Origin of the sequence: Mongoliimonas terrestris, assembly GCF_001927285.1 — a bacterium.
Taxonomy (GTDB): domain Bacteria; phylum Pseudomonadota; class Alphaproteobacteria; order Rhizobiales; family Pleomorphomonadaceae; genus Chthonobacter; species Chthonobacter terrestris.
The window spans coordinates 158,035-181,314 of the sequence record NZ_MSIG01000007.1 but is presented as its reverse complement, the minus strand read 5'-3'; the positions used below and the strand labels follow the sequence as shown (position 1 = coordinate 181,314).

The window sequence follows — 23,280 nt, the reverse complement described above, 5'->3', positions numbered from 1 at the left end:
TGCCCACCTGAGGTCGCAGAAACGGCGTGCGATGCGACAAAACGTGGGAGACCGGATGCCGCGACCATAGGCCGGTCGTCTGAGTTGACAGCATGGTTCCCGCCGACTGTAGTGCCACGCGAGTGCTTGCGGCGCATCAATGCGGCCTTGCCGGCCGTGCGCGACATTGGTTGCGACGGCGCGCATGCATCATGGATGGGCGCGTCGGGGTGCGCGCGCCGGACCGGTTGGAGCCGGTGCGGCGCCGAAGAGATCAAGGCACGAGATCAAGGGTCGGGAGGTCAGTCATGTCCACGGATGTCGTCATCGTCGCCGCCAAGCGCACGGCGGTCGGATCGTTCAACGGCGCGTTCGCGTCCACGCCGGCCCACGATCTCGGCGCGGCCGTGATCAAGGCCGCCCTGGAGGCCGCCAAGGTGGAGGCCGGCGAGGTGGACGAGGTGATCCTCGGCCAGGTGCTGACCGCCGGCCAGGGCCAGAACCCGGCCCGCCAGGCCTCCATCAAGGCCGGCCTGCCGATCGAGACCACCGCCTGGGGTCTCAACCAGGTGTGCGGCTCGGGCCTGCGCGCCGTCGCGATCGGCCTGCAGCAGATCGCCAACGGCGACGCCGCCATCGTGGTGGCCGGCGGCCAGGAGAGCATGAGCCTCTCGCCGCACGTGGCGCATCTGCGCGCCGGCACCAAGATGGGCGACATGTCCTTCATCGACTCGATGATCAAGGACGGCCTCTGGGACGCCTTCCACGGCTACCACATGGGCACCACGGCGGAGAACGTGGCCAAGGCCTACCAGATCACCCGCGACGAGCAGGACGCCTTCGCGGTCGCCTCGCAGAACAAGGCCGAGGCCGCCCAGGCCGCCGGCAAGTTCAAGGACGAGATCGTGCCGTTCGTGATCAAGGGCCGCAAGGGCGACGTGGTCATGGACAGCGACGAGTACATCCGCGCCGGCACCACGCTCGACGCGGTGGCCAAGCTGCGGCCGGCCTTCTCCAAGGACGGCACGGTGACCGCCGGCAACGCCTCCGGCCTCAACGACGGCGCCTCCGTGGTGGTGCTGATGACGGCCGCCGAAGCGGCGCGCCGCGGCCTCACCCCCCTCGCCCGCATCGCCTCTTGGGCGACCGCCGGCGTCGACCCGGCGGTGATGGGCACCGGCCCGATCCCGGCGTCGCGGAAGGCCCTGGAGAAGGCCGGCTGGTCGGCCGGCGACCTCGATCTCGTGGAGGCCAACGAGGCCTTCGCCGCCCAGGCCTGCGCGGTCAACAAGGACATGGGCTGGAACACCGACATCGTGAACGTCAACGGCGGCGCCATCGCCATCGGCCATCCGATCGGCGCCTCCGGCAACCGGGTGCTCGTCACCCTCCTCCACGAGATGCAGAAGCGCGACGCCAAGAAGGGCCTCGCCACGCTCTGCATCGGCGGCGGCATGGGCGTCGCCCTGACGGTGGAGCGCTGACATTCTCCGCCGTCCGCCCGGCGCAAGGAGGCGCGGGGCGGGCGGCGGTCCGACAATCGGGACGGCGCCGCAGGGACGGCGAAGCCACGTCCGAAACGAACAGGTTTGGGAGCGAGACATGAGCAAGGTTGCAGTGGTCACCGGCGGCACGCGCGGCATCGGCGCGGCGATTTCCAAGGGCTACAAGGAGGCCGGCTACACGGTGGCGGCCACCTTCGCCGGCAATGTGGAGCGGGCGGAGGCCTTCAAGGCGGAGACCGGCATCCACGTCTACCAGTGGGACGTGGCGGACGCGGAGGCCTGCGCGGCCGGCCTTGCCAAGGTGGAGGCCGAACTCGGCCCGGTGGAGATCCTGGTCAACAACGCCGGCATCACCAAGGACGGCATGTTCCACAAGATGTCGTTCGACCAGTGGCGCGCGGTGCTCTCGACCAACCTCGACTCCATGTTCACCATGACCAAGCCGGTGATCGAGGGCATGCGCGCCCGCGGCTTCGGCCGGATCATCAACATCTCGTCCATCAACGGCCAGAAGGGCCAGATGGGCCAGACCAACTATTCGGCCGCCAAGGCCGGCGTGATTGGCTTCACAAAGGCGCTCGCCCAGGAGAACGCCTTCAAGGGCATCACGGTGAACTGCATCTGCCCGGGCTACATCGACACCGACATGGTGGCGGCGGTGCCGGAGGACGTCTTGAAGGGCATCATCAAGTCGATCCCGGTCGGCCGCCTCGGCAAGGCCGAAGAGATCGCCGCCCTCTGCGTCTTCCTCGCCTCCGAGCAGGCCGGCTTCTTCACCGGCGCCGTCCACACCATCAACGGCGGCCAGTACATCGCCAACGGCTGAGGCTGGGGGGATACCGGACGCGTCATCCCGGCGAAGGCCGGGGTTCGACCGTCCGGCGTCCCATCCGCACCCTTGAGGGCTGATGCATCCGCCGGCTGGATCCCGGCGTTCGCCGGGATGACGGTCGAGTGTGACGGAATGAGAAAGACGAACGGCGACCCGCTTGGGTGGCCGTTCGCGTTCGGGTGGGCGGCGCTGCCTTCAGAGCATGGGGCGGCCGCCGGTGACGGGGATGAGGGCGCCGGTGATGTAGCTGGCGTCGCCGGAGGCGAGGAGGACGTAGGCGCCGGCGAGTTCCGCGGGCTGGCCGGCGCGGCCGAGCGGCGTGTTCTTGCCGAAGCTCTCCACCTGCTCGGGCGGCATGGTGGACGGGATGAGCGGGGTCCAGATCGGCCCCGGCGCGACCGCGTTCACCCGGATGCCCTGATCGGCGAGGAGGCCGGCGAGCCCGGCGGTGAAGTTGGCGATCGCCCCCTTGGTGGCGGCGTAGGCGAGGAGCGTCGGCGACGGGTTCTTGTGGTTGATCGACGACGTGTTGATGATGGACGCGCCCGGCTTCATGTGCGGCACGGCCGCCTTGGAGAGGTAGAACTGGCTGTAGATGTTGGTGCGGAAGGTGACGTCCCACTCCTCCGCGCTGATGTCTTCCAGGCTGGTGAAGCTCGCCTGGTGGGCGGCGTTGTTGACCAGGATGTCGAGCCGGCCGAAGGCCTCCAGGGCCTTGGCGACGAGCGACTTGCAATGCGCCTCGTCCTTGATGTCGCCGGGCGCCAGCACCGCCTTGCGGCCGGCGGCCTCCACCCAGCGGGCGGTCTCCTGGGCGTCGTCGTGCTCGTCGTAGTAGGCGATCAGCACGTCGGCGCCTTCGCGCGCATAGGCGATGGCGACGGCCCGGCCGATGCCGCTGTCGCCGCCGGTGATGAGTGCGGCACAGCCTTCCAGCTTGCCGCTGCCCTTGTAGCTCTCCTCGCCGTGGTCGGGCCTCGGCGTCATCTCGCCGGTGGAGCCGGGCATGGATTGCTGCTGCTTCGGCTGCGGCGGCTGCGGGGCGGCGGTCTTCGGGTCCTGCATGGGGCGTCTCCGGTGGTGGGGGATGGGGGCGCGACGGAGGCGGCGCCTCCACGCGGGGTCGTCCTTCTAACCGGCGGTCGACGACCGGTGTTCCCCGCCGATGTGGGCCCCTGATGCCCGCCTCACCGCCTGGCCGGCCGGCGGCCGTCCGGGCTAGGTGGGAGATCCGGAACCTGCGGGTCAAAGCGGCCGTTCCCCTTCTCGTGCGGACGCCCCGGACGGCACGGGGATCGGCGCGCGCGGAGGAGACCCATGATGGCGGAGCGGACTCTCACCGGGCGGACGGTGGTGATCACCGGCGCTTCCAGCGGCATCGGCCGCGCCACGGCGGAACTCTTCGCCCGGGAGGGCGCCCGGTTGGTGCTCGCGGCGCGCGGGGAGACCGCCCTGGAGGCCACCGCCTCGGCCTGCCGGATCCTCGGCGCCGAGGTGAAGGTGGTGCCGACCGACATCACCGACCCGGCCGCGGTGGTGCGCCTCGCCACGGAGGCGCTCCGCTTCGGCGACCGCATCGACGTCTGGTTCAGCAACGTGGGGATCGGCGCGGTGGGCCGCTTCGAGGCGGTGCCCATGGAGGCGCACGAGCGGGTGATCCGCACCAACCTGATCGGCCACATGAACGACGCCCACGCGGTAATGCCGGTGTTCATCGCCCAGGGCCACGGCACCTTCATCAACATGATCTCGGTGGGCGGCTTCGTCTCCACGCCGTTCGCCGCCGCCTACGGGGCGAGCAAGTTAGGCCTGCGCGGCTTCACCGAGGCGCTCCGCGCGGAACTCGCCGCCTATCCGGGCATCCGCATCTGCGACGTCTATCCGTCCTTCGTGGACACGCCCGGCATCGCCCATGGCGCCAACTATGTGGGCAAGCGTCTGGCCGTGCCGCCGGGCGCCCTCGACCCGCGCACGGTGGCGGCCGCGGTGGTGCGGACGGCCAAGCGCCCGCGGAACGCTGTGCCGGTGGGCGCGGAGGTGCATCTGGCCCGCCTCTCCCACGCGGTCGCCCCGGCCCTCACCACCCGCATCATGGCCCGGCTGATGGACTTCGCCTTCCGGCGCGCCCGGCCGGTGCCGGAGGCCGAGGGCACGCTCTACCGCCCGCCCGTCGGCACCGGGGCGATCGACGGCGGCTGGCGGCCGGCCGGCGAGCGGGAGATGATCGGCCTCGTTCTCGGCGCCTTCGCCGCCGCCGGCGCCGGCCTCGTGGTCGGGGCGGTCAGCCGGCGCTTCCGCGCAAGGCCGGCCTTGAGATCCACCTTCGAGGAGGTGCGCCACCGCTTCCACCCGCCGAAGCGGCGGCGCTTCTGGCGCTGATCCGGCGTCCAGGGCTCGGCCGGAGCAACCGGGTACGCGTCGCCGGTCGGCCGAAACCGGGGCCGGACGGCGCCTTCGACGGATGGGCGAGCCCGGGCCGACGGCCAGTACGGTCGACGCTCGGCAAGAAATATCATTGCTTCTTTTGTGTAGTTCAAAGATATAATACGCCCGGTCCCGCATCCAGGGGGCGAGCGTAGCAGTCCCGTGTACACTCGCCCTGCCGATGATCTGATTTCGTCACGCTTCGACGGCTGACGGATCGGGTGTTGCTGTGCAACAAAGCAGCAATATGCTTGCAATGCAACATCATCATCGCACCTGCGAACGGCAAAGGACGCGACAGCTTCAACGATCGCGTCAGAAGACTGTCCTTGAGTTTACCCGGGAGGTAACACACCGATGCACACTGGCGACAAGACGGCCCCGGTGGCCGAAACCGCGGCCACCAAGACGCGCCGCACCTTCCTGACCGGTGCGGCGGCAGCCACCGGCGCGGTGGCGGCCGGCGTCGCGATGCCGAACATCGCCCGCGCCCAGGGGACCACGCTCCGCTTCCAGAGCACCTGGCCCTCGCGCGACATCTTCCACGAGTTCGCCCAGGACTATGTGAACACCGTGAACGGCCTCTCCGGCGGCCGCCTGACCCTGGAACTGCTGCCCGCCGGCGCGGTGGTGGGCGCCCTGCAGCTGCAGGACGCGATTATCGCCGGCGCCCTCGACGGCGGCCATGGCGTCGCCGGCTACTGGTACGGCAAGAACAAGGCGTTCTCGCTGTTCGCCACGCCGCCGGCCTTCGGCTGGAACGCCAACCAGATGCTGGGCTGGATCCGCTATGGCGGCGGCCAGGCGCTCTATGACGAGCTCGTCCAGCAGGTGCTCGGCCTCGACCTCGCCGGCTATCTGATGGCCCCGATGCCGACCCAGCCGCTCGGCTGGTTCAAGCAGGAGATCACCTCTCCGGAGGACCTGAAGAACCTGAAGTACCGCACCAACGGTCTCGCCGCCGACATGAACCAGAAGATGGGCGTCGCGGTCACCATCATGGGCGCGGCCGACATCGTGCCGGCCATGGACCGCGGCCTTCTGGACGGCGCCGAGTTCAACAACCCGACCTCGGACCGGCTGCTCGGCTTCTCGGACGTGTCGAAGACCTACATGGTGCAGAGCTACCACCAGGGCAGCGAGTGCTTCGAGGTCATCTACAACAAGACCAAGCTCGACAGCCTCGGCGACGAGGTGAAGCAGATCCTGAAGGTGGCGGCCGACGCGGCGTCCGCCGACATGGTCTGGAAGGCCATGTCGCGCTACCCGAAGGACCTGCAGGCCCTGAAGGACGCGGGCGTCAACGTCATCAAGACGCCCGACAGCGTGCTGCAGGCGCAGCTCGACGCATGGACCCAGGTGGTCGATGAGCTCTCCGCCGACGCCTTCTTCAAGAAGGTGGTGGACAGCCAGAAGGCCTGGGCCAAGGACGTGGTCGGCTTCGAACTGGAGTGGGAAGTGCCCCGGTCCAAGGCGTTCGAACACTTCCACGGCTGACGCCCTCCTGGACGCACGCCCGGTTTCCAGCAACGGCATGGGGAGCGGCTTTCGCCGCTCCCCATCGCGTGCCGCGACCGATGCGCAACCTCAAGGCCGGTCCCCTTTCCCATGAATCGTACCCTGCTCTTTATCGACAGGCTCAGCACCGCCGTCGGCAAGCTGTTCGCCTGGTGCATCGTTCTTCTGACGCTCGTGGTCAGCTACGAGGTGTTCGTGCGCTACGTGCTGGGCCAGCCCACCACCTGGGCCTATGACGTCTCCTACATTCTCTACGGCACGCTCTTCATGATGGCTGGCGCCTACGCGCTGTCGCGCAACGCCCATGTGCGCGGCGACGTCATCTACCGCTTCTTTCCGGTGAAGGTGCAGGCCTCCATCGACCTCGTTCTCTACATCCTGTTCTTCTTTCCCGGCGTGATCGCGCTCGTCTACTCGGGCTATTTCTTCGCCAAGCTGTCCTTCATGATCAACGAGCACTCCTCGTTCAGCCCGAACGGGCCGCCGCTCTACCATTTCAAGGCGGTGATCCCGGTGGCGGCCTTCTTCCTCTTCCTGCAAGGGGCGGCCGAGACGGTGCGCTGCGTCATCGCGCTGCGCACCGGCGTCTGGCCGCAGCGCCAGCACGACGTGGAAGAGCTCGAGAAGGAAATCCTCGCCCGCGCCAGCCTGGAAGGAACGGCCCGATGACCAATCCAGAAATCGGGATCCTGATGCTGGTGGTGTTCATCGGCACCATCCTTCTCGGCTTTCCCATCGCCTTCACGCTGATCGCCCTGTCGGTCTTCTTCGGCTTCTACGCGGTCGGCGACACCATCTTCCCGCTGCTGGTGCAGCGCGCCTACGGCGTCATGTCGAACGACGTGCTGATCTCCGTGCCGCTCTTCCTCTTCATGGGCTATGTGATCGAGCGGGCGAACATCCTGGAGCGGCTGTTCAAGAGCATCCAGCTTGCCGCGCGCAACGTGCCGGGGTCGCTCGCGGTGGCGAGCCTGATCACCTGCGCGCTGTTTGCCACCGCCACCGGCATCGTCGGCGCGGTGGTGACGCTGATGGGGCTGCTCGCCCTGCCGGCGATGCTCAACGCCGGCTACGACAAGAAGCTGGCGAGCGGCGTGATCTGCGCAGGCGGATGCCTCGGCATCCTCATTCCGCCGTCCATCATGCTCATCCTCTACGGAGCGATGGCGGGCGTGTCGGTGGTGCGGCTCTACGCGGCGGCGCTGCTGCCGGGCCTGATGCTGGCGGGGCTTTACATCCTCTACGTGATCGTCCGCGCCATGATCAATCCCAAGGTTGCGCCGAAGCCGAGCCGGGAGGAGCTTGGCGACGTGTCCTTCGTGCGCGTCACCTGGATGCTGATCACCTCCTTCTTCCCGCTGGCGGTGCTCATCCTGGCGGTGCTCGGCGCCATCCTGTTCGGCTTCGCCACCCCGCACGAGGCGGCCGGCATCGGCGCCCTCGGCGCCATCCTGCTCGCCGCCCTCTACCGGGCGCTGACCTTCACGGCGCTCAAAGAGGCGGTCTTCCTCACCGCCCGGTCGACCGCCATGGTGTGCTGGCTGTTCGTCGGCTCGTGGATCTTCTCGTCGGTGTTCTCGCTGCTCGGCGGGCACCACGTGGTGGAGAGCTGGTTCACCGCCCTGGAGCTGACGCCGCTGCAGTTCCTGCTGCTCGCCCAGCTCTTGATCTTCCTCTTGGGCTGGCCGCTGGAATGGACGGAGATCATCATCATCTTCGTGCCGATCTTCCTGCCGCTCCTGGATCTCTACGGCATCGACCCGCTGTTCTTCGGCGTGCTCGTCGCCCTCAACATCCAGACCTCCTTCATGACGCCGCCGATGGCCATGTCGGCCTTCTACCTGAAGGGGGTGGCGCCGAAGGGCGTGGAACTGACCGACATCTTCGCCGGCATCATGCCCTTCGTCGGCATGGTGTTCGTGTCGATGTTCCTGTTCTACACCTTCCCGGCCATCGGCAACTGGCTGCCGAGCCTGCTCTACCGCTGACCCGCAGCACGGCAAGAGCCGAGACGACGACGGCCCGGAGCAATCCGGGCCGTTTCGCATTCGTGAGTGCGCGAAGAAGGTAGACATATTTCAGGTTGCAGATTGACTCCCCACATTAGTGATCTGTTAATTATAATATAGTAAATTTCCTAAATGTAACTTTCACGTAGTTATGGCGGACATCCTGCAGGCGCAGGGCGGACGCGACGCGCGACACTGGCTTGCCTTCCATGGATGTTCGCCTTCAAAGCCGCACGGCATCCGTTCTGTTGGCGGGTGTCGCGCTCGTCCCGCTGTTCGTCGCGTCTCACCCGGTGATGGCCAACGAATGCGGGCCCGTCCCCGGTGGCTCGCCCCTCGTCTGCAACGCCGCCAGCTACCCGACCGGTGTCTCCTATCTCAACGCCGACGGGCTGGCGAACGGCCTGACCCTCCAGGTCGACACCATCGCGCTGGTGATCGCGGTCAGCAACGCACGGGGCGTCGTGATCGAGTCCGGGACGGGGGCGACCGGGGACTTGGCGATCGACGCCGTCAACTTCAATTCGATCACCACGTCCGGCGGATTTGAACGGGCCGGCCTCGCCGTCCTCAACCGGGAGACCGGAGGGACGAACGACGCGACCGTCACGCTCCGCAACGGGTCGATCACCACGTCGGGGGGCGGCGGTCACGGCCTGCAGAGCACCGTGCTCGGCAGCGGCGAGGCGCGCATCGTGATGCAGGGCGGCTCGGTGCGGACCACCGGCCAGTTCGCAAGCGGAGGCCGCGCGACCTCTCAAGGAAACGGCGGCGCGACGGTGATGATGCACGGCGGGTCGATCGAGACGACGGACGGGACGAACGCCGGACTGTTCGCGCGGCTGAGGGCCGTCGGCGGGACGGGCGCCGGAACGGGGATCATGACCGGCGGCTCCATCGACACCATGGGCGAGGGCCTCAGGGTCATCCACGAGACGGGCCACGCCGGAAACGGCCAGATCTCGGTGTCCGGCGGCAGCATCACGACCCGGGGGGCGGGCGCCGAAGCCGTGCAGGGCGCGCACTCGGGCACCGGATCGATGGCGATCGACATCAGCGGCGGAACGATCACCGCATTGGGGAGCGGGGCGTCCGCCGTGCTCGCCGCCATCGCGAACGGGGCGAGCGCGTCAGCCGTTGCGATCACGGTCTCCGGCGGGACTCTCTTGAACGCCGGGGACAACGCGGACGGCGTCAAGGTGGAGAACGCCGGCGCCGGCGCGGGGTCCATCGCCATGACCGGCGGGTCGGTCGCGACGGCAGGCGACGACAGCGCCGGCCTCCACGCCGAGGCGCGCGGCACCGGCGAGACGGGCATCACCGTGTCCGGCGGGTCGGTGTCGACGGCCGGCGACGACAGCCCTGTCGCCCACGCGTTCGCCACCGCCACCAGCACCGGCGCGGCACGGATCACCGTTTCCGGCGGAACCGGCGGCACGATCGGAACGGACGCCCACGGGCTCATGGCCGAGGTGGCGAACGGCGCCAGCGCCGCGAGCGCGTCGGTGACGGTCGACGGCGGAACCCTCTCGACGGCCGGGTCGGGCGCGCATGCGGTCTTCGCAGCAAATGCCGGCGCGGGTTTGGCGACGGCCAGCCTGTTGCGCGGCACGCTCTCCACCACGGGTGAGAGCGCCTACGGCGTGCAGGCGCTGGCGACCGGAACCGGCGCGGCGCACGTCGACATGACCGGCGGCAGCCTTTCCACCGCGGGCGACGGCGCGCATGGGGCGTCGGTGGTCGCGTCGGGAAGCGGCGCGGTGGAGGCGACCGTTGCCGGGGGGGCGATCGCGACGACGGGCGACGGCGCGGTCGGGCTGCATCTTTCGGGCGAGCGGGCGGACGCGGCCGCGGCGGTCGCCGCCACCGTGTCCGGCGGCGCGATCGAAACGTCCGGCGCCGCCGGGCACGGGGTGGCGGTGGTCAACGCCGGGCTCGGGGAGACCAGCGTGGCGATGACGGGCGGCGCGGTGCGGACCAGCGGCACGGCGGCGCACGGCATCGCCATCGGGAGCCTCGACACGGACGCCGCCGCGGCGTTGTCGATCCGCCTGGAAGGCGGCGCCGTCCGCGCGTCCGGCGACGGCCTGCACATCGTCGGGGCCGGGACCGGCGCACGGACCGTGGAGATCACCGGCGGCACGGTGACCGGCGGCGGCGGCGATCACGCGGCCATCCGCCTCGGCGGTCCCGGGCGCGGGACGGTGACCATCCTCGCCGACGGCGTGGTCGACGGCGCGGCCTCCGGCGTCGCCATCCGCGTCGGCGACGGACTGGCGGATCTCGACCTTGACGGCGTTGCCGACGAGACCGTGGGCGCGGCGGGGCCGGTGACCGTCACCACCGCCGGAACGGTGCGCGGCGACGCCCTGCTGGGCTCCGGCGACGACACGTTTCAACTCGCCGGCGGCAGCTACACGGGCGACGTGTTCGGGGCGGCGGGGGACGACAGCTTCGTCTGGTCGGCGGGCGACCTCAACAGCGGCTTCTACGGCGGAGACGGGGCCGACGTGCTCTGGATCGGCCCGGATGCGGGCTATGAGGGCACCGAAGTCATGGACGGCGGCGACGATCTCTCGCTCGCCGACGGCTTTCTCGATCGACTCACGATCGACGGACAGACGGTCTCGCTCACCGGATCGACGCTGCGGAATTTCGAGATCATCGCCCTTAACGGGACGGACCTCGCCGTCACCGACGGGCTTGTGTCGGCCGGCACGGACCTGGGGACCGGCGTCCTCCTCGTCGACGGCGCGGTCCTGCGGGCGGGCGATGGCTTGACCGTCGCGGCCAATCTGGAGCTGGCCGACGGCACGCGCCTGATCGGCGCCGGCGGCGGCGGCGGCACGTTCGCCGTCCTGGGATCGCTGACGAACGACGGCACGATCACGCTCACGGACGACCGGCCGGGCGACCGGCTGGTCGTCGCCGGGGACTATCGCGGCGACGGCACCGTCGAACTCGACCTCGACCTCCACACCGGCACGGCCGACCGCATCGCGATCGGCGGCGGTCATGCCGGCGGGACCACCAGGATCGTTGTCAACGACGTGTCGACGGGCTTCGGCAACGGCCTCGCCATTCGGCTCGTCGAGCTCGGCGACACGACCGGGGGTGGCGACTTTCAGATCGTGGCGCCGCGACGGTCCGGGGCGTTCACCTATGCGCCTATCGTCGTCGACGGCGAGATCATCCTTCAGGCCGGCCTGGCGCCGAGCATGCCGGCCTACGAGGCCTATCCGCGCCATCTGCTCGCCCTCGGCGGCGGCGTCGACCGGTTCGAGCCGGACCGTCTCGGTCGGCGCGACGACGGGGCGACGGACGGCCGGATGGCCATGGCGGGGGACGGTGCGGGCCTCGCGCAGGCGGTCTGGGCGCGGGTGGAAGGCGGGCGGAGCCGGCTCGACGCGCGCGCCAGCGAAACGGGGAGCGACCTCACCACCGACCGCCGGACGATGCGGATCGGGATCGACGGGCTCCTCCACGAGACCGGGGCCGGGGTGCTGATGGCCGGGGTGTCGGGCTTCGGCGTTTCCGGTCAGACCCGCGTGCAGTCGGCGCTCGGCGACGCGGTCCTCTCAGGCATGGGCCATGGCGTTGCCGCGTCGCTGAGCTGGCTCGGCGCCAACGGGGTCCAGGCCGACATCCGCGGCCAGGCCGGCCTCACCGCGACCACCCTCACCGCCGTGGAAGGCGGCGTTCTGGCGACCGACACCGCCGCGCGGGTGTTCGCCGCCGCCGCCGAGGTGGGCAGGCGGTTCGAGGCGGCGGGCGTGTCGCTCACCCCGCGCGCCGGTCTTGCCTGGGCGAGCGTCGATGCCGACCCGTTCGACGCGGATGCCGGCGGGACGGTGTCGGTCTCTCGCGGCGAGAGCCTGACGGCGCGCATCGAACTTGCCTTCGCGCGGGTGACGGAGGTCGCGACGCCGACACGGCCGTTGCGGGCGCGGCTGCACGGCCGGCTCGCCATCGCCCGCCAGCTTCTCGGCACGACCGAGGTCCAGGTGGTGGGCACGGGGCTCTCCAACACGCCCGGACCGCTGACCGGAGAGCTCGACCTCGGCTTCTCCCTCGGCGACCCCGACGGACGGATGCAGGCCTTCGGCGAGATCGGCTTTGCCGGAGACCTGATCAACATCGGCGCCACCTACGCGGTGATGGGGCGGGCCGGGGTGAGGCTGCTGTTTTGAGCGGGTGCGCCCATCGGTGCCGGCAGGATGCGGGCCGCGGTGCGTTGGCAAAGGGATCGCGCGAGATCCGCCCTTCCGCGGAAGGATGGTGCCCCAGGCCGGCACCAAATCAGATCTCTATCTCTTTGCTTCGTAATATATTTTGAGGCGATCGCCACCATCGATACCCTGCAGAATACCCTTTTCCGCATGGCGTGGCGCTTTGAAAGTGCCCGTTAAGCATGCGTTCGGTTTCCCCTTCTTTCTAATCCGTTAAACCAGCTATGCATATGCCGATAGTCCTCCAGCGGCCAGCTTAACCAGCGCTTAACACGCTGACTATGCTCTCGGTCATAAGCGTATGACTTCTTTTACACTTGTAGACCCAGCCGAAAACTGTCACCACTCCGCTTGCGATAACTTTCTAGCGCTGATTTGCGCAGCTGATGCGGATGGGGACAAATGAACACTATGAATTTGACTGTTGAGGCCTTCGAACTCATCGACGCCATGGCTGAGTGCGCTCAGGACGGCGCATGGCCATCGTCAGCCACTTCTGCCGCGTGGCTTGGGGTGATCCGACTAGCCCTTGAAGCCGCCCGGAGCGCCGCTGGTGGCTGCGATACTGCGCCCGCAGCGGCAGCGCATCCGGATCACAGCGAGCCCTGCTGAGCCGCCCAATGCCCTGGCGGGTCACGCCGGCGGAGGGGCCGCTTGTGCGGCCTCCTCCTGGCGCTTGCGCACCTTGGTCAACCCACCGTCCAACGCCGCTGGGTGGTGGCGGCAAGGTAGGCATCCCGGAGGCCCTCGAAGGCCTCAGCACCGTATGTTCGGAGGTAGTTCTCTACGTCCTCGCGGGGGGTCAGACTAATACCCAAAATGGCCGCCTTGGCGCGATCAGTGACCTCATCCCTGCGGCCGGCATCGGCCCACGGCTCGGGCTCTGGTCGCTGAGGGCGACCGACCCCGCCGCGCTGGAGGGGCGCTTCAGGATCCTGGTCAGCGTCCTCAGGGTCGACGCTCATCTGCGACTGCAGCCACCCAGTGCCGTCCATACCCCTGCCCTCCTGAAGCTGCCTGGCGCGCACTAGGCTGGCGACAAGCGTATCCTCGCCGTACCTCGCCGCGAACCGAAGAGCAGCGGCATCTGGGTCAGGGCTCACTCCGAGCACGGCTGCGACTAGATCACTGTGGAGCTGCAGATCTTCGTCGGAAGCCCCCGCGATCTCGACTAGGGGCGACTGCTGACCCTGCCGAACCTCGTCATCCGCCGCGCCGGTGGGCGCGCGGTTCACCGGACCGCCCTCGGCATAACCCGCGCCGCCGAAGTAGTCGAACTCGGCGTCCTTGCCCGGGTCGTAGCTGGAGCTGGGCGTGTTGGTCGGCTTGGAGTGCGGGTCGTAGTCCTTGAAATTGGAGCCCTCCTCCTCGTCGTCATCGGGGCCGCCACCCTGGCCCAGCATCGACAGCGCGCCGCCGGCCATCATCAGGTTGTTGGGGGTGAGAAGGCTGCCCAGGCCCTTCGCGGCGCCTGGGGCAGCGGCTGCTTTGTCGAGCGTGCCGGCTGCTGTAGCAAGCTCCGCGAAACCTCCTGGGGTCATCGCGGCCGTGCCCATGGAGGCGAGCGTTGGGGTGGCCTGGGCTGATGCGGCTGCCGCTTCAGGGGTTACCATCGCGGTGCCGGCGCCAGCGCCCCCGAAGGGCGCTGCCAGCATGGACTGCAGGCCGGAGCCGAGGGCGGCCATGGGCTGTGCCACGGCGCCAGCAAGGCCGGTGGTTGGCAGGGCGGACGCGGCGGTCCCGGCGGAACCCGCAAGTGCGCCGATGCCAGTAGCGGCAGCGGTTGGCGCAGCGGCTGCGGCGCCGGAAGCACCAAGACCCAGTAGTGAGGCAAGACCTCCGCCGGCTGCCGCGCCGGTGGCGCCCAGGCCGGCGAGGAGAGGAGTTAGGAAAAACAATGGTCAGCCCTCCGCGAACGTCTTGAGGCGCGTCTCGATCTCTTGCATGATCTCCTTAGATGACATGCTTTCGATGTTCTCTGTCTTGGTAACAGTGATCTCCTCGAAAGCTCTCACGTGGCCGAGCTTACCGAGAAGCTCGAGGGCACGAAGTCGCTCCGAAGCTTTCTCGGCCGTTACAGCTTCGTTCATCAGTTTGTCGATGACGAAGGTCTTCACAAAGTCGCCGTCACGATGTGTACGAGCCTTTTTAGCCTGCTCATGCTGCTGGATCCTTGCCCTAACATAGGGCACGGCAGCTAGATGGCTGGCCTTCTCGTATACGGACTTGTCGGCCCAGTTCGAAACGTCACGGCTCTGGCGGAATGCCTCCGCAAGGCTCAGTCCGTGCCAGCCCACGAGATGAGCGAAGTGCTCGTCACGTGGCGTCAGTGCGTCGGTCAGCGGCTCGCCCGCAGCGGCCGGGTTCGAGGCATTGTACGGCGCCTTGCGGGCACGGGGCTTGCCTCCGGCGAACTGAATTACCGTCGCCGCATCGCCCTTCACCTTCGCAAGCCGGGCGGCTTCGGAGCCGCCCTCGTCTTCATTGTTCATGAACTGTTCTCCTAGAAGTCGGCCAGTGGGTCTGCCCAGGGGATTATTGCCTCCAGCCTGGATGTGGCCCTCTTCGGCACCACGAACCAGCGGCCCTTCGCACTCTCCAGCCACCGGCCGGCAGCCATAGCTTGAAGCAACGATACGCCACGCCATGCTGCGAAATCAGTTGAGGCGTCGATCGCCATCAGCTCTTCCACATCGACATTGCCGTCCTGCTGCCGTGGAAGCGGCAGTATTCGGGCGTCACGAAAGATTATCAGCGGAGGCCCGAACGCTGCTGCAGCTTCAAGGCTGCGCAGCTTGCTAGCGTCCAGGCCGAATACAAACTCCCCATCCACCCGAAAACTATCCTTCGATCTGATCTCAACCGGAGATACTGCCGTGAGGGATGGATGCGAGACTAGCATGTCGGGCGCGGCCTCAAAGCCGGAGGGCGTCCAGAGCAACGGGGCGCCGTCTCCAGGCACAGGCCGGGGACGGGGCCGGCTGTGGTCGTGGTAGGTAGAGGGCCACGCATGGCCGCCCCTTAGCGTCACGATGCGGACGAAAGCTGCCTCGATCGCGAGGCCATCCAGTAGGCGCTGGTGGGCGGCGATTTCGCTGGTGCTGTCCATCACGCGGCCCTCCCCTGGGGGGAGGCCGCTGGCCTCGATGCGAGCTGCCGGAGGGGCGATGCGGGCGCCCTGGAGCGCACCTGCCGCATGTGGGCGGCTGGCCTTGCGCTGGGCGGGCGTGAGGTCAATCCTCGTCGGCGGGTTCCGCGTTCGCAATCTCCTCGCGGCGTCGGCCCCGCTTGGGCCTCCTCGCCGGCTGACGCTCGTCCACGTGCCGCATGAAGTCCCGTACCAGCAGCGACTGCGGCCACGCCTCCGAGAATGCCTCGCCCACGAGGCGCTCCAGCTTCTGAAAATCGGTGACGCCAGAACCGAAGAGTTCGGGGAGACGCTCCTCGAAAGAGGCACCCGGCGTCGGCAGCGGCCGCGGTGGCACTGGCGGATGTTCCTGCTCCAGCGTCTCCAGCACTTCCATGCCGCGCAGCACTGCGTCGGTATTGAAGTCCTCCGGCAGCCTGCTCGGGCGGATTAGCATCTTGCGTGCGATAAGCGCCCGCTTCCGGGCTTCTTCTAAGTCGATTGCAAGGTTCATCTTTTGTTCCTCCGGGTGTGTGGTTGTTGACTGCATTCCCTCCACCACGGGTTAGCCTCATGTGCGGCGGGAGGTTCATGGGAATTGTGCAGCCGCTGGCTTCAGTGCTTTCGGAGGTACTGTGGCTATGCTCCGTTGCGGCTGCGTGCATAGCAGGGCTGGTCGGCCAGGAGGTCTCCATGGCGACAGCGCCCGCCCGCTTGGGAGCCGGGCGGGCTGGTATGCGGGGGCGGCTGGGCGGGGTTGGCGGCCTCGGAAGAGCACCGGGTTCGGCGAGGCCATCAAGCCAATTGCCGACCTCCTCGACAAACCGGAAGTCCCGATGCCCCGTAGCTGCGCGGGCCTTCTTGGCCCACGCCGACCCAACATTGACCCGGCGTCCAGAGATGCTCCCAGGATCCGCAGAGCGCGTGATCCCGAGCGTTCGGTGGAGACTGTCGCCGAAGCGTATTTCGTCCGGCAGGGTCTTGAGTAGATACCTAACGGCGCCCGCTACAGCCTTATTAGACTTGATCCTCTGAACCTTCAGGGTGACGCCGTGGCTGCACGTGTTCGGCCATGCCCGGTTGAAGCGCGCCTCGAACTCGGTGGCCTCATGGGTCGACATGCGGGCGAGCACGTGTAGGTGCTCGCCTTCACGGTGACCGTCTTCGTGGAAGGCCACGTACTCACCACGCCGCCCCCAACGCCGAAAGCTTTTAGCGAGCATGTCCATCACAGCATGCTTGGCGATCTTGGCTGTTGCATGCGGCAGGTAGCCGAGGGAGACTGTCACGAAGCGGTTCGGCGCTTGACCAGACGACATCGCGAACTCGACCGATGAGGCTGCCTCGAGGAGGTGGGCTATGCGCAGCCCCTTGGAGGGTGCTTCTGCACGCGGCTTGCACGGGTCCAGACGGCAGCCCGGAATGCCCTTATAAACTCCCAGACCTCCTTCCGCCTCTTGCGAGGGTCCGGCGCTCTCAGCCGCAAAGCCGCCCAGCTTCTGGGGTTCGCGGCTCTCTGCGCCAGCTTCGAAAACAGAAATCAGCCCCTCAAAACGCCGCCGAGAAAAACCCTCCGGATGCGGATCATTAGTCTGCCGGAAAGAAGCGCCTGTGTGGGGGTCTGCCGGGGACGGATCCGAGTGCCAGAGGGCTGCCGTAGGCGCGAAGGAGGGCTCTCCGTAGGGGTCGAGGGCGGGCTTCTCATCGGGCACGTCCAGCCCAGCACTACGGCGGCCGGAGGCCAAGCTCGACCCACCTAAATGGGACTTGTTCCGTGTTTGTTCTTCTGGTAGGATCATGATGTTGGTACTGCCTTCTGCGGCCGTGAACCGCAGCTCTATTAGATCCTTGCCGGGTCTTCGCGAGGCCCCTCGGCTTGCCGGCCGGGGGGCCTTTTGCGCTTTAGGGCGCCCCAACCTCCGGGGGATGCTCCTGCGCCCGGCGATCCTTCGCCGGCACGCCGGCGGCGATCCTCGCGGCCGTGGCGGCCTTCCGCTGGCGGTTCAACTCCACGCGCCGCTGGACGGCACCATAGATCTGGTGCTCCTCATTTAGCCCGCGCGGACGATCCTCGATCCATGCCATGATCTCGTCTCGACGAAATCTTGTAGAACGCCCAATTCGAACCGGGTGTGGGAAATCTTCGTCTTGCACCATGAGCCGGTAGATCGTGGCAGGTGCAAGGTTGAGCAGTTCACCCACGTCCGTTACTTTCAAAAGAACCGACTGCACTGACTTTCTCCTGTAGCGCCTTCGACTGTCTTCTCCTCATTTCATGCTGCGGGAAAACACCCCCAGAAATTTGGAATGCCGTTATGAATTTTCTGGATAGCTTATGCAGGTCCTGCATAACACGGTATTCCGTGTTCCGGAATTTTTAGGTACTCCTCTGGTGCGCGGGGGACCCGTGGGTCCCTCCGCGACGAAATTTTGCGCGGAGAGGGTGGGAGGTGTGGGGTCTGGAAATTTCTGCTGATCGTATGTCGGACATAATATGTAGGATTGTAGCTAGGGACGTTACGGCCATTAGGCCCTCCCCCACCCCCGTCCCCTCGCGCCTGGGCGCGTGACGCGCTCGTGTAGGCGCGTGCTTCACGGCTATTGGCAGACGGTCGTCATTGTCGTGACGTGCGTGCAGTGGACCGAGCGCGGTGGCGGCCGGCTGGCCCCTGCCGCCATACCGAAGCCGAAGGCGGCCACCTTGCCCCAGGCTTCCTGCTGGGCGGCCATCTGGCGATTGTGCGCCATGCCCTTGGCGTAGCCGTAGGCATACCCGTAATCGCGGAAGCACTGGTCGAGCTGTGCCTGTGTGGTCGACCGCGGCAGGCAGTAGGCCTGCGCGTGTGGGAGCACCGTCAGAAGCTCCGCCTGCGTGACCTGGGGCTTACTCGGCGCTGTCTGGCAGCCTGCCAGGAGGCAGGTGACGATTGTGATAGTTGCGGACCGCATCGACCCTCCATTGCTTCGCCCAAGGCACAGCTGATGGTTTCACGGCTGTTCGCCGTAACGCAAGCTGCAAAAGGCTGGGCTTTTCACCCCCCCCCCCCCCCCGCCATACGTCTCGTTTAGGTATACCCATGCGAAGCAATGCAGTGAGACAGTCTGCGCGTCTCATTTGGGTCCGATTGACAGTTCCGAGACACTGTGCGACAAGGATCTAGATGCAAACGAGACACCGGAAGCGCACAATGACCCTCATCGGCTATGCCCGCGTCAGCTCTGACGACCAAGATTGCAACATCCAAGAGGCCGCGCTTCAAGCCGTCGGCTGTTCCGTCGTCCGCAGCGAGAAGCGCTCCGGGACCACGACCAAAGGCCGGGACGAGTTGGCGACCGTGCTGGGCTTCCTGCGCAAGGGTGATACGCTTGTGGTCACACGGATCGACCGCCTCGCGCGGTCGTTGGCGGACCTTGCTGTGCTTGTCCGCGATCTCGAGGCGAGAGGGGTGGCTCTTCGGGCCACCGAACAGCCGGTGGACACCGGCACGGCAGCAGGCCGCGCCTTCCTCCAGATGCTGGGCGTCTTCGCCGAGTTCGAGACGAACCTTCGCCGCGAGCGCCAGCTGGAGGGCATTCGGGCCGCAAAAGAGAAGGGGCTCTACAAGGGGCGCCCGGCAAAGATCGACCGCGCGGCCGTCCTGGCGCTGCAGGCGCAAGGCCTTGGCCCCACGGAAATCGCCAATAAGCTCGGCATCGGCAGGGCGTCTGTTTATCGGGCACTCAAGACCTGATGTCGGCAGATGGTACTCTACGGGCGCGTCCCTTGGCGGGAGCGAAGGCTGGCGGCGGCGCCTTCGGTGGCGCCCCCGCTGCATCGGGTGCCTGCCGGCGATCAGCGTCAGCGGCTCTCACCTTCAGATCGTCTACTAGGTTAGCCCAGGCCTGCGCGTACCGGGCCATGCAAGCGTTGAACTGCTCCTGAGATGGCGAGCGCGGGGTGCAGAACTCGGTGATGTCCGCACGCAGGCCCTCGTACTCCTCCGCCGAAGTCGGAGGGGCTCGCTCTGCACCTTGCTCGGCGCCGTCTGGCAGCCGCCCAAGGTGAGAACCGCAATTATGACCGCCCGCATCCGCATCGGTATGCCTTGCACTGCCACAGCTACCGCTGAAGCTTAGCTCGGCTAGCTACCGATGCAATCTCAACCTGCAGTGATAGAGGAGCGAATTAGGGCGCGAACTACCAAGCTGCTTCTGGCAAAGCTTGCGGGAGGGCTTCTCGGTCGAGGATCTCACGGAGATGACCACAGCGAAAGCCCACGGCTCTCCCTGGCTTCATTTATGTAACGCAAGCACATCCGAAACACCACAACACGATGAAAGATGATCAATGGAGTTTCGTTCCACAGCGATGGATCACTCTGGTACTCTTGAGTGACAGCTTCAGCTAGCATCCCAGACTTAAGATCAAGCGCATGCCCACAGCTGTCCAGACCGACTATGAGGGCTTGATGGTCTTCGTTAAAGCTTAAGTTTGTGAACGCATCGAACATACCGATAATGTAATTACTCCGAGCATTGTCCGATAGATCTCGCCATTGGCTAAAGTTGTTAACAAAGCCTGCATGTACAGGACCAGTGACTTGGAAAACTGCCACACTTATGAAAACAAAAGCTCGTAAAGCCACCTGCCACATTAGCCGCCCCCCCCCGCCCATCACTATGGTTCGCAGGCTACACCATCGCCATCTCTGTCCAGCCGTCGCGAATAGCCGGGATCGCCTATGCGCACAGGGGCAGCGCCGGCTCGGCGCGCCTCCGCACAGTTGGCGAACTGACGCCCGAACGAAGTCATTGCGGCCCGATGATATGGTGCCGCCATGGCACCGGGTTCCGCTTGCGCCGCTGCACCAAAGCTTGCTTGGCTTGACGCCTCATCGGCCCCAACTGGTGCCGGGCTGAGTGTCCATCCAGCAGCCTTGCCCAGCCCCACATTTCCTGTGCTTCCGTCGGTCATTGTGACCGAACCAAAGCCGGTGCGTCCCGCGCTGTCCTGAAATATCGAAACAGATCCGATGCGCCCATCCGAACATGAAATCGGCACCTGTAAGGTGCTGCCGGGGCCAGTTTGGGTGACTTGACCTGCGCAGCGCAGGCCGGTGGTCGCATTGCTCACCTGTAGGTCGGCTGCAGGGCCGGAACTAGCTAGCGATCCAATTAGCTGAGCGCCATCGCTCATCTGTATGGCCACGGGCTGAGGAGCAGAGACGCAACCGGTGACCAGCACCGGTAAAATGAAAAAAAGGCTCTGGCGCATGCTTCCCCCTGTTGTAGAAGGCGCATGCTACTACTCCCAGCAACTCGTGCAAATATAGCAATACGGGCTCAGCACGGCAGTCCACAGTGGGCTAGGCCGGGGATGTGCCTGCTACCCGCGCCTTACTCTCGATGAAGCTTACGAGCGACGCACATGCACCAAACATGAAGACAGCGTCGGCTTCATCTACATTTGCCTCGTCACCTTCGAGCAACGGGTGGCGAATACCCTCTTCCTGGTTTGTATATCCGTAAAGCTTATCTATTGCGCTCTTCATCTGGCTATGGATATGCACGCGCTTCTGCAGTTCAACCAGCGCATCTGAAAGACTTTTCTTCCCTGTTAGAGACCGAACCGTTGCTTCTACTGCACTAATACTTTCGCGTACACATAGCGCGTGCTTACCCTCACTCAGGGCGACTGACGCAGCAGTGAGATGCGCGAATGCACCCTGCCGTGGTAGCTCTCTTGCATCGTTGAGCGCGTTTACGATCGCCACGGCCTCGTGCTCGGAAACTGCCGGCATCAAGGTGTCGCCTCCGAACACACGAAAGCCAGCTCTGCCTTCCTCCAAGATCGTAGCTATGGCGTGCTTTAAATTTCTAGGCACCAGCGGATCACGAAGAAGAAAAGTCAAGAGCCCGTATATTTGCGGCGCATTGTCGGACCCGAATATACCCTCTAGATATTGTACATGAGCGTTGAAATTAGTTGTGAAGCGATTTACAAGCAAGTGATCTAGATCTACATGCTTTCTTAACAGAATGAAATTCCATGGGTGCGTAACACAAAAGGAATAGTCGCAAGAACTCTTTATAGATCCGTAAATTACTTGAAAGAGTTTAGCACGAAGTCGAGGAGGAACAACATCTCGGCGATGCTGCCCTGGCAGAGGCACTAGCCCCTCAGCCTCCGCGAACGTAAGGCGCTTGCGTCTTTCGTACTCATCGTTCATTTCGTGCTGCCTGTGTCAGAGCAAACGGAATGAACTTCACCTACATCGCTATAGCTGTCTAGGTCGACGCCAGAATGTCACGCGGCTTCCACAGATCTTCGCCTCTTGGACGAGATGCCGCCTAGCCTTGCCTGCGCCGCACCTTCCTTCTTGCTTGCATCGCTTTGCACATCATGACTGATTGCGATAGCCGCTTGCCGCTTCATATCGTCGATCAGATCTGCCCAGGCTTGAAGGAGCGCCATGCGCTCGGGCCAGTACACCGCCCTGTTGTAGGCTCGACGAACCGCATTCGGCTCCACGTGCGCAAGGGCTGTTTCGATGACGTGCCCTGGGTGGCCGCGCTCGTTGAGGATGGTGCTGAAGCTGCTCCGAAATCCGTGGCTGACGTGGTCGGTAACCCCCATCCGGCGGAGGGCCGCGTTGAAGGTCATGTCCGACATGGCCTTGCCGCGGTGGCTGCTCGGGAAGACGAGATCCTCCCCTTCGGTTTGATCGCGCTGGCGCTTTAGGAGCGCCACCGCTTGCCGGCTCAACGGCACATCGTGAGCCCGCTTCATCTTCATTCTGGCGGCAGGGATGCGCCACACAGCTGCCTCAAGGTCGACTTCCGCCCAGGTGGCTAGGCGGACCTCGCCGGGGCGGGCTGCCGTAAGGGCTTGGAACAGCAGCGCGTGCCGGGTAGATGCCGATGCCCTGCAGTCAGCTTCGATCCGGTTGATGAGCTTGCCAAATGCCAGTTCGTCAACAATAGCGGGCCGGTTGCGCTCGGGTACCTTCAGGAGCGCGCCCTTCAGCGGCTGGGCCGGGTCGAACTGGGCCCGCAAGGTCGAGATCGCCAAACGATAGACGGCGGAGATGTCCGCCTTCACCCTGTGGGCAGTCTCCAGGTATCCATCAGCCTCGATACCCTTCAACACCGCGAGAACTTCCTGAGGGGTGATCTCCCGTAGTGGGCGGGCTCGTAGCGGTGCGCAAAGCACGTCCAGGTGCCAGCGGCGCTTCTTCATCGTGGCAGGTGCCCTGCCCTCTTGCTCGTGGCGGGCCAACAGCTCATCGGCGACAGCCCCAAACGTGTCGGCGGCCTCGGCCTTCTTGGCAGCCTCAAGGCGCCCGCGCTCTGCGGCGGGATCCAGGTCCCGCGCCAGGAGGGCCCGCGCCTCGTCCCGGAGGCGCCGGGCTTCAGCGAGGCTTACGGCCGGGTAGAGCCCAAGCGTGATAGTTTTCCACGCCCCGGCTACCCGATAGTCCATGCGCCAAGACCTGGCGCCGGCAGGCGTCACGAATAGGTAGAGCCCGCCGCCGTCGCTCTTCTTGTAGGCCTTCTCAGCCGGTTTCAGCTTGCGGATTGCTGCGTCGGTGAGGGTTGCTCTGACGCTTCGGAGGCGCATCGGGGAACCCCTTGTTGGGTGTTGATCCCCTACAGGGTACCCTACAAATTCGCGGCT

18 protein-coding genes are annotated in these 23,280 nt (G+C 66.1%); 8 read left to right on the top strand and 10 right to left on the bottom strand.

Annotated features, from left to right (window positions below; all coding sequences use genetic code 11):
* Positions 1 to 287 precede the first annotated feature (287 nt).
* Positions 288 to 1,463 carry an acetyl-CoA C-acetyltransferase gene (locus BUQ68_RS12450; protein WP_075216291.1) on the top strand — a complete coding sequence of 392 codons (1,176 nt, stop codon included), beginning with the start codon at positions 288 to 290 and terminating at the stop codon, positions 1,461 to 1,463.
* A gap of 118 nt (positions 1,464 to 1,581) precedes the next feature.
* A complete protein-coding gene (phbB, locus tag BUQ68_RS12445) occupies positions 1,582 to 2,310 on the top strand; it encodes an acetoacetyl-CoA reductase (RefSeq protein ID WP_075216290.1) in 729 nt (242 codons plus the stop codon).
* 201 nt (positions 2,311 to 2,511) lie between these two features.
* Here phbB and BUQ68_RS12440 read toward each other — a convergent pair whose 3' ends face one another.
* Positions 2,512 to 3,381 carry an SDR family oxidoreductase gene (locus BUQ68_RS12440; RefSeq protein ID WP_075216289.1) on the bottom strand — a complete coding sequence of 290 codons (870 nt, stop codon included), beginning with the start codon at positions 3,379 to 3,381 and terminating at the stop codon, positions 2,512 to 2,514.
* Positions 3,382 to 3,636: 255 nt separating this feature from the next.
* Between BUQ68_RS12440 and BUQ68_RS12435 the strand changes: the two genes are divergently transcribed.
* The 5 genes from BUQ68_RS12435 to BUQ68_RS12415 all read left to right on the top strand — a co-directional run bounded on the left by BUQ68_RS12435 (position 3,637) and on the right by BUQ68_RS12415 (position 12,457).
* Complete coding sequence (locus BUQ68_RS12435) at positions 3,637 to 4,695, top strand: SDR family oxidoreductase (RefSeq protein WP_075216288.1); 1,059 nt, start codon at positions 3,637 to 3,639, stop codon at positions 4,693 to 4,695.
* A 402-nt stretch (positions 4,696 to 5,097) separates the two neighbouring features.
* Complete coding sequence (locus BUQ68_RS12430) at positions 5,098 to 6,237, top strand: TRAP transporter substrate-binding protein (protein ID WP_075216287.1); 1,140 nt, start codon at positions 5,098 to 5,100, stop codon at positions 6,235 to 6,237.
* 111 nt (positions 6,238 to 6,348) lie between these two features.
* Positions 6,349 to 6,927 carry a TRAP transporter small permease subunit gene (locus BUQ68_RS12425; RefSeq protein ID WP_075216286.1) on the top strand — a complete coding sequence of 193 codons (579 nt, stop codon included), beginning with the start codon at positions 6,349 to 6,351 and terminating at the stop codon, positions 6,925 to 6,927.
* The gene (locus BUQ68_RS12420) at positions 6,924 to 8,246 is read left to right on the top strand and encodes a TRAP transporter large permease (protein WP_075216285.1); all 1,323 of its coding nucleotides are present in this window, start codon (positions 6,924 to 6,926) and stop codon (positions 8,244 to 8,246) included. The genes BUQ68_RS12425 and BUQ68_RS12420 overlap by 4 nt, the downstream gene beginning before the upstream one ends.
* Before the next feature lie 269 nt (positions 8,247 to 8,515).
* On the top strand, positions 8,516 to 12,457 hold the full coding sequence (locus BUQ68_RS12415) for a hypothetical protein (RefSeq protein ID WP_075216284.1): 3,942 nt from the start codon (positions 8,516 to 8,518) through the stop codon (positions 12,455 to 12,457).
* Between the two features lie 728 nt (positions 12,458 to 13,185).
* Here the strand turns inward: BUQ68_RS12415 and BUQ68_RS12410 are convergent.
* The 6 genes from BUQ68_RS12410 to BUQ68_RS12385 form a co-directional block, all read right to left on the bottom strand.
* Positions 13,186 to 14,181 (bottom strand): hypothetical protein, encoded by a 996-nt coding sequence (locus tag BUQ68_RS12410; protein ID WP_075216283.1) that lies wholly within the window; start codon positions 14,179 to 14,181, stop codon positions 13,186 to 13,188.
* Between the two features lie 216 nt (positions 14,182 to 14,397).
* Positions 14,398 to 14,988, bottom strand: coding sequence for a hypothetical protein (locus tag BUQ68_RS12405; protein WP_075216282.1), 591 nt, complete (start codon positions 14,986 to 14,988; stop codon positions 14,398 to 14,400).
* 11 nt (positions 14,989 to 14,999) lie between these two features.
* The gene (locus BUQ68_RS12400) at positions 15,000 to 15,605 is read right to left on the bottom strand and encodes a hypothetical protein (protein ID WP_075216281.1); all 606 of its coding nucleotides are present in this window, start codon (positions 15,603 to 15,605) and stop codon (positions 15,000 to 15,002) included.
* A 124-nt stretch (positions 15,606 to 15,729) separates the two neighbouring features.
* Complete coding sequence (locus tag BUQ68_RS12395) at positions 15,730 to 16,137, bottom strand: hypothetical protein (RefSeq protein WP_075216280.1); 408 nt, start codon at positions 16,135 to 16,137, stop codon at positions 15,730 to 15,732.
* 1,388 nt (positions 16,138 to 17,525) lie between these two features.
* A complete protein-coding gene (locus BUQ68_RS12390) occupies positions 17,526 to 17,855 on the bottom strand; it encodes a helix-turn-helix transcriptional regulator (protein WP_075216279.1) in 330 nt (109 codons plus the stop codon).
* 366 nt (positions 17,856 to 18,221) lie between these two features.
* Entirely contained in the window at positions 18,222 to 18,572 is a 351-nt protein-coding gene (locus tag BUQ68_RS12385; protein WP_075216278.1) for a hypothetical protein, read from the bottom strand.
* 239 nt (positions 18,573 to 18,811) lie between these two features.
* On the opposite strand from BUQ68_RS12385, the gene BUQ68_RS12380 reads away from it, so the two are divergent.
* Positions 18,812 to 19,354, top strand: a complete 543-nt coding sequence (locus tag BUQ68_RS12380; protein WP_075216277.1) for a recombinase family protein — start codon at positions 18,812 to 18,814, stop codon at positions 19,352 to 19,354.
* A gap of 926 nt (positions 19,355 to 20,280) precedes the next feature.
* On the opposite strand, the gene BUQ68_RS24000 is transcribed toward BUQ68_RS12380, so the two are convergent.
* The 3 genes from BUQ68_RS24000 to BUQ68_RS12370 form a co-directional block, all read right to left on the bottom strand.
* Entirely contained in the window at positions 20,281 to 20,415 is a 135-nt protein-coding gene (locus BUQ68_RS24000; protein WP_245293239.1) for an excalibur calcium-binding domain-containing protein, read from the bottom strand.
* A gap of 553 nt (positions 20,416 to 20,968) precedes the next feature.
* Positions 20,969 to 21,514: a hypothetical protein gene (locus BUQ68_RS23310; RefSeq protein ID WP_139315231.1), complete on the bottom strand. Its 546-nt coding sequence runs from the start codon at positions 21,512 to 21,514 to the stop codon at positions 20,969 to 20,971.
* Between the two features lie 395 nt (positions 21,515 to 21,909).
* Positions 21,910 to 23,223 (bottom strand): tyrosine-type recombinase/integrase, encoded by a 1,314-nt coding sequence (locus BUQ68_RS12370; RefSeq protein WP_075216276.1) that lies wholly within the window; start codon positions 23,221 to 23,223, stop codon positions 21,910 to 21,912.
* Positions 23,224 to 23,280: the final 57 nt, after the last annotated feature.

Bases quoted from the DNA above. Each gene is read 5' to 3' on its own strand.
- BUQ68_RS12370 (WP_075216276.1), bottom strand. From the start codon at position 23,223: ATGCGCCTCCGAAGCGTCAGAGCAACCCTCACCGACGCAGCAATCCGC.
- BUQ68_RS12385 (WP_075216278.1), bottom strand. From the start codon at position 18,572: ATGCGGTCCGCAACTATCACAATCGTCACCTGCCTCCTGGCAGGCTGC.
- BUQ68_RS12410 (WP_075216283.1), bottom strand. From the start codon at position 14,181: ATGGCCGCCCTCGGCTCCGGCCTGCAGTCCATGCTGGCAGCGCCCTTC.
- BUQ68_RS12395 (WP_075216280.1), bottom strand. From the start codon at position 16,137: ATGAACCTTGCAATCGACTTAGAAGAAGCCCGGAAGCGGGCGCTTATC.
- BUQ68_RS12430 (WP_075216287.1), top strand. From the start codon at position 5,098: ATGCACACTGGCGACAAGACGGCCCCGGTGGCCGAAACCGCGGCCACC.
- BUQ68_RS12405 (WP_075216282.1), bottom strand. From the start codon at position 14,988: ATGAACAATGAAGACGAGGGCGGCTCCGAAGCCGCCCGGCTTGCGAAG.
- BUQ68_RS12435 (WP_075216288.1), top strand. From the start codon at position 3,637: ATGGCGGAGCGGACTCTCACCGGGCGGACGGTGGTGATCACCGGCGCT.
- BUQ68_RS12450 (WP_075216291.1), top strand. From the start codon at position 288: ATGTCCACGGATGTCGTCATCGTCGCCGCCAAGCGCACGGCGGTCGGA.
- BUQ68_RS12400 (WP_075216281.1), bottom strand. From the start codon at position 15,605: ATGGACAGCACCAGCGAAATCGCCGCCCACCAGCGCCTACTGGATGGC.
- BUQ68_RS12380 (WP_075216277.1), top strand. From the start codon at position 18,812: ATGACCCTCATCGGCTATGCCCGCGTCAGCTCTGACGACCAAGATTGC.
- phbB (WP_075216290.1), top strand. From the start codon at position 1,582: ATGAGCAAGGTTGCAGTGGTCACCGGCGGCACGCGCGGCATCGGCGCG.
- BUQ68_RS12425 (WP_075216286.1), top strand. From the start codon at position 6,349: ATGAATCGTACCCTGCTCTTTATCGACAGGCTCAGCACCGCCGTCGGC.
- BUQ68_RS12420 (WP_075216285.1), top strand. From the start codon at position 6,924: ATGACCAATCCAGAAATCGGGATCCTGATGCTGGTGGTGTTCATCGGC.
- BUQ68_RS24000 (WP_245293239.1), bottom strand. From the start codon at position 20,415: ATGACTTCGTTCGGGCGTCAGTTCGCCAACTGTGCGGAGGCGCGCCGA.
- BUQ68_RS12440 (WP_075216289.1), bottom strand. From the start codon at position 3,381: ATGCAGGACCCGAAGACCGCCGCCCCGCAGCCGCCGCAGCCGAAGCAG.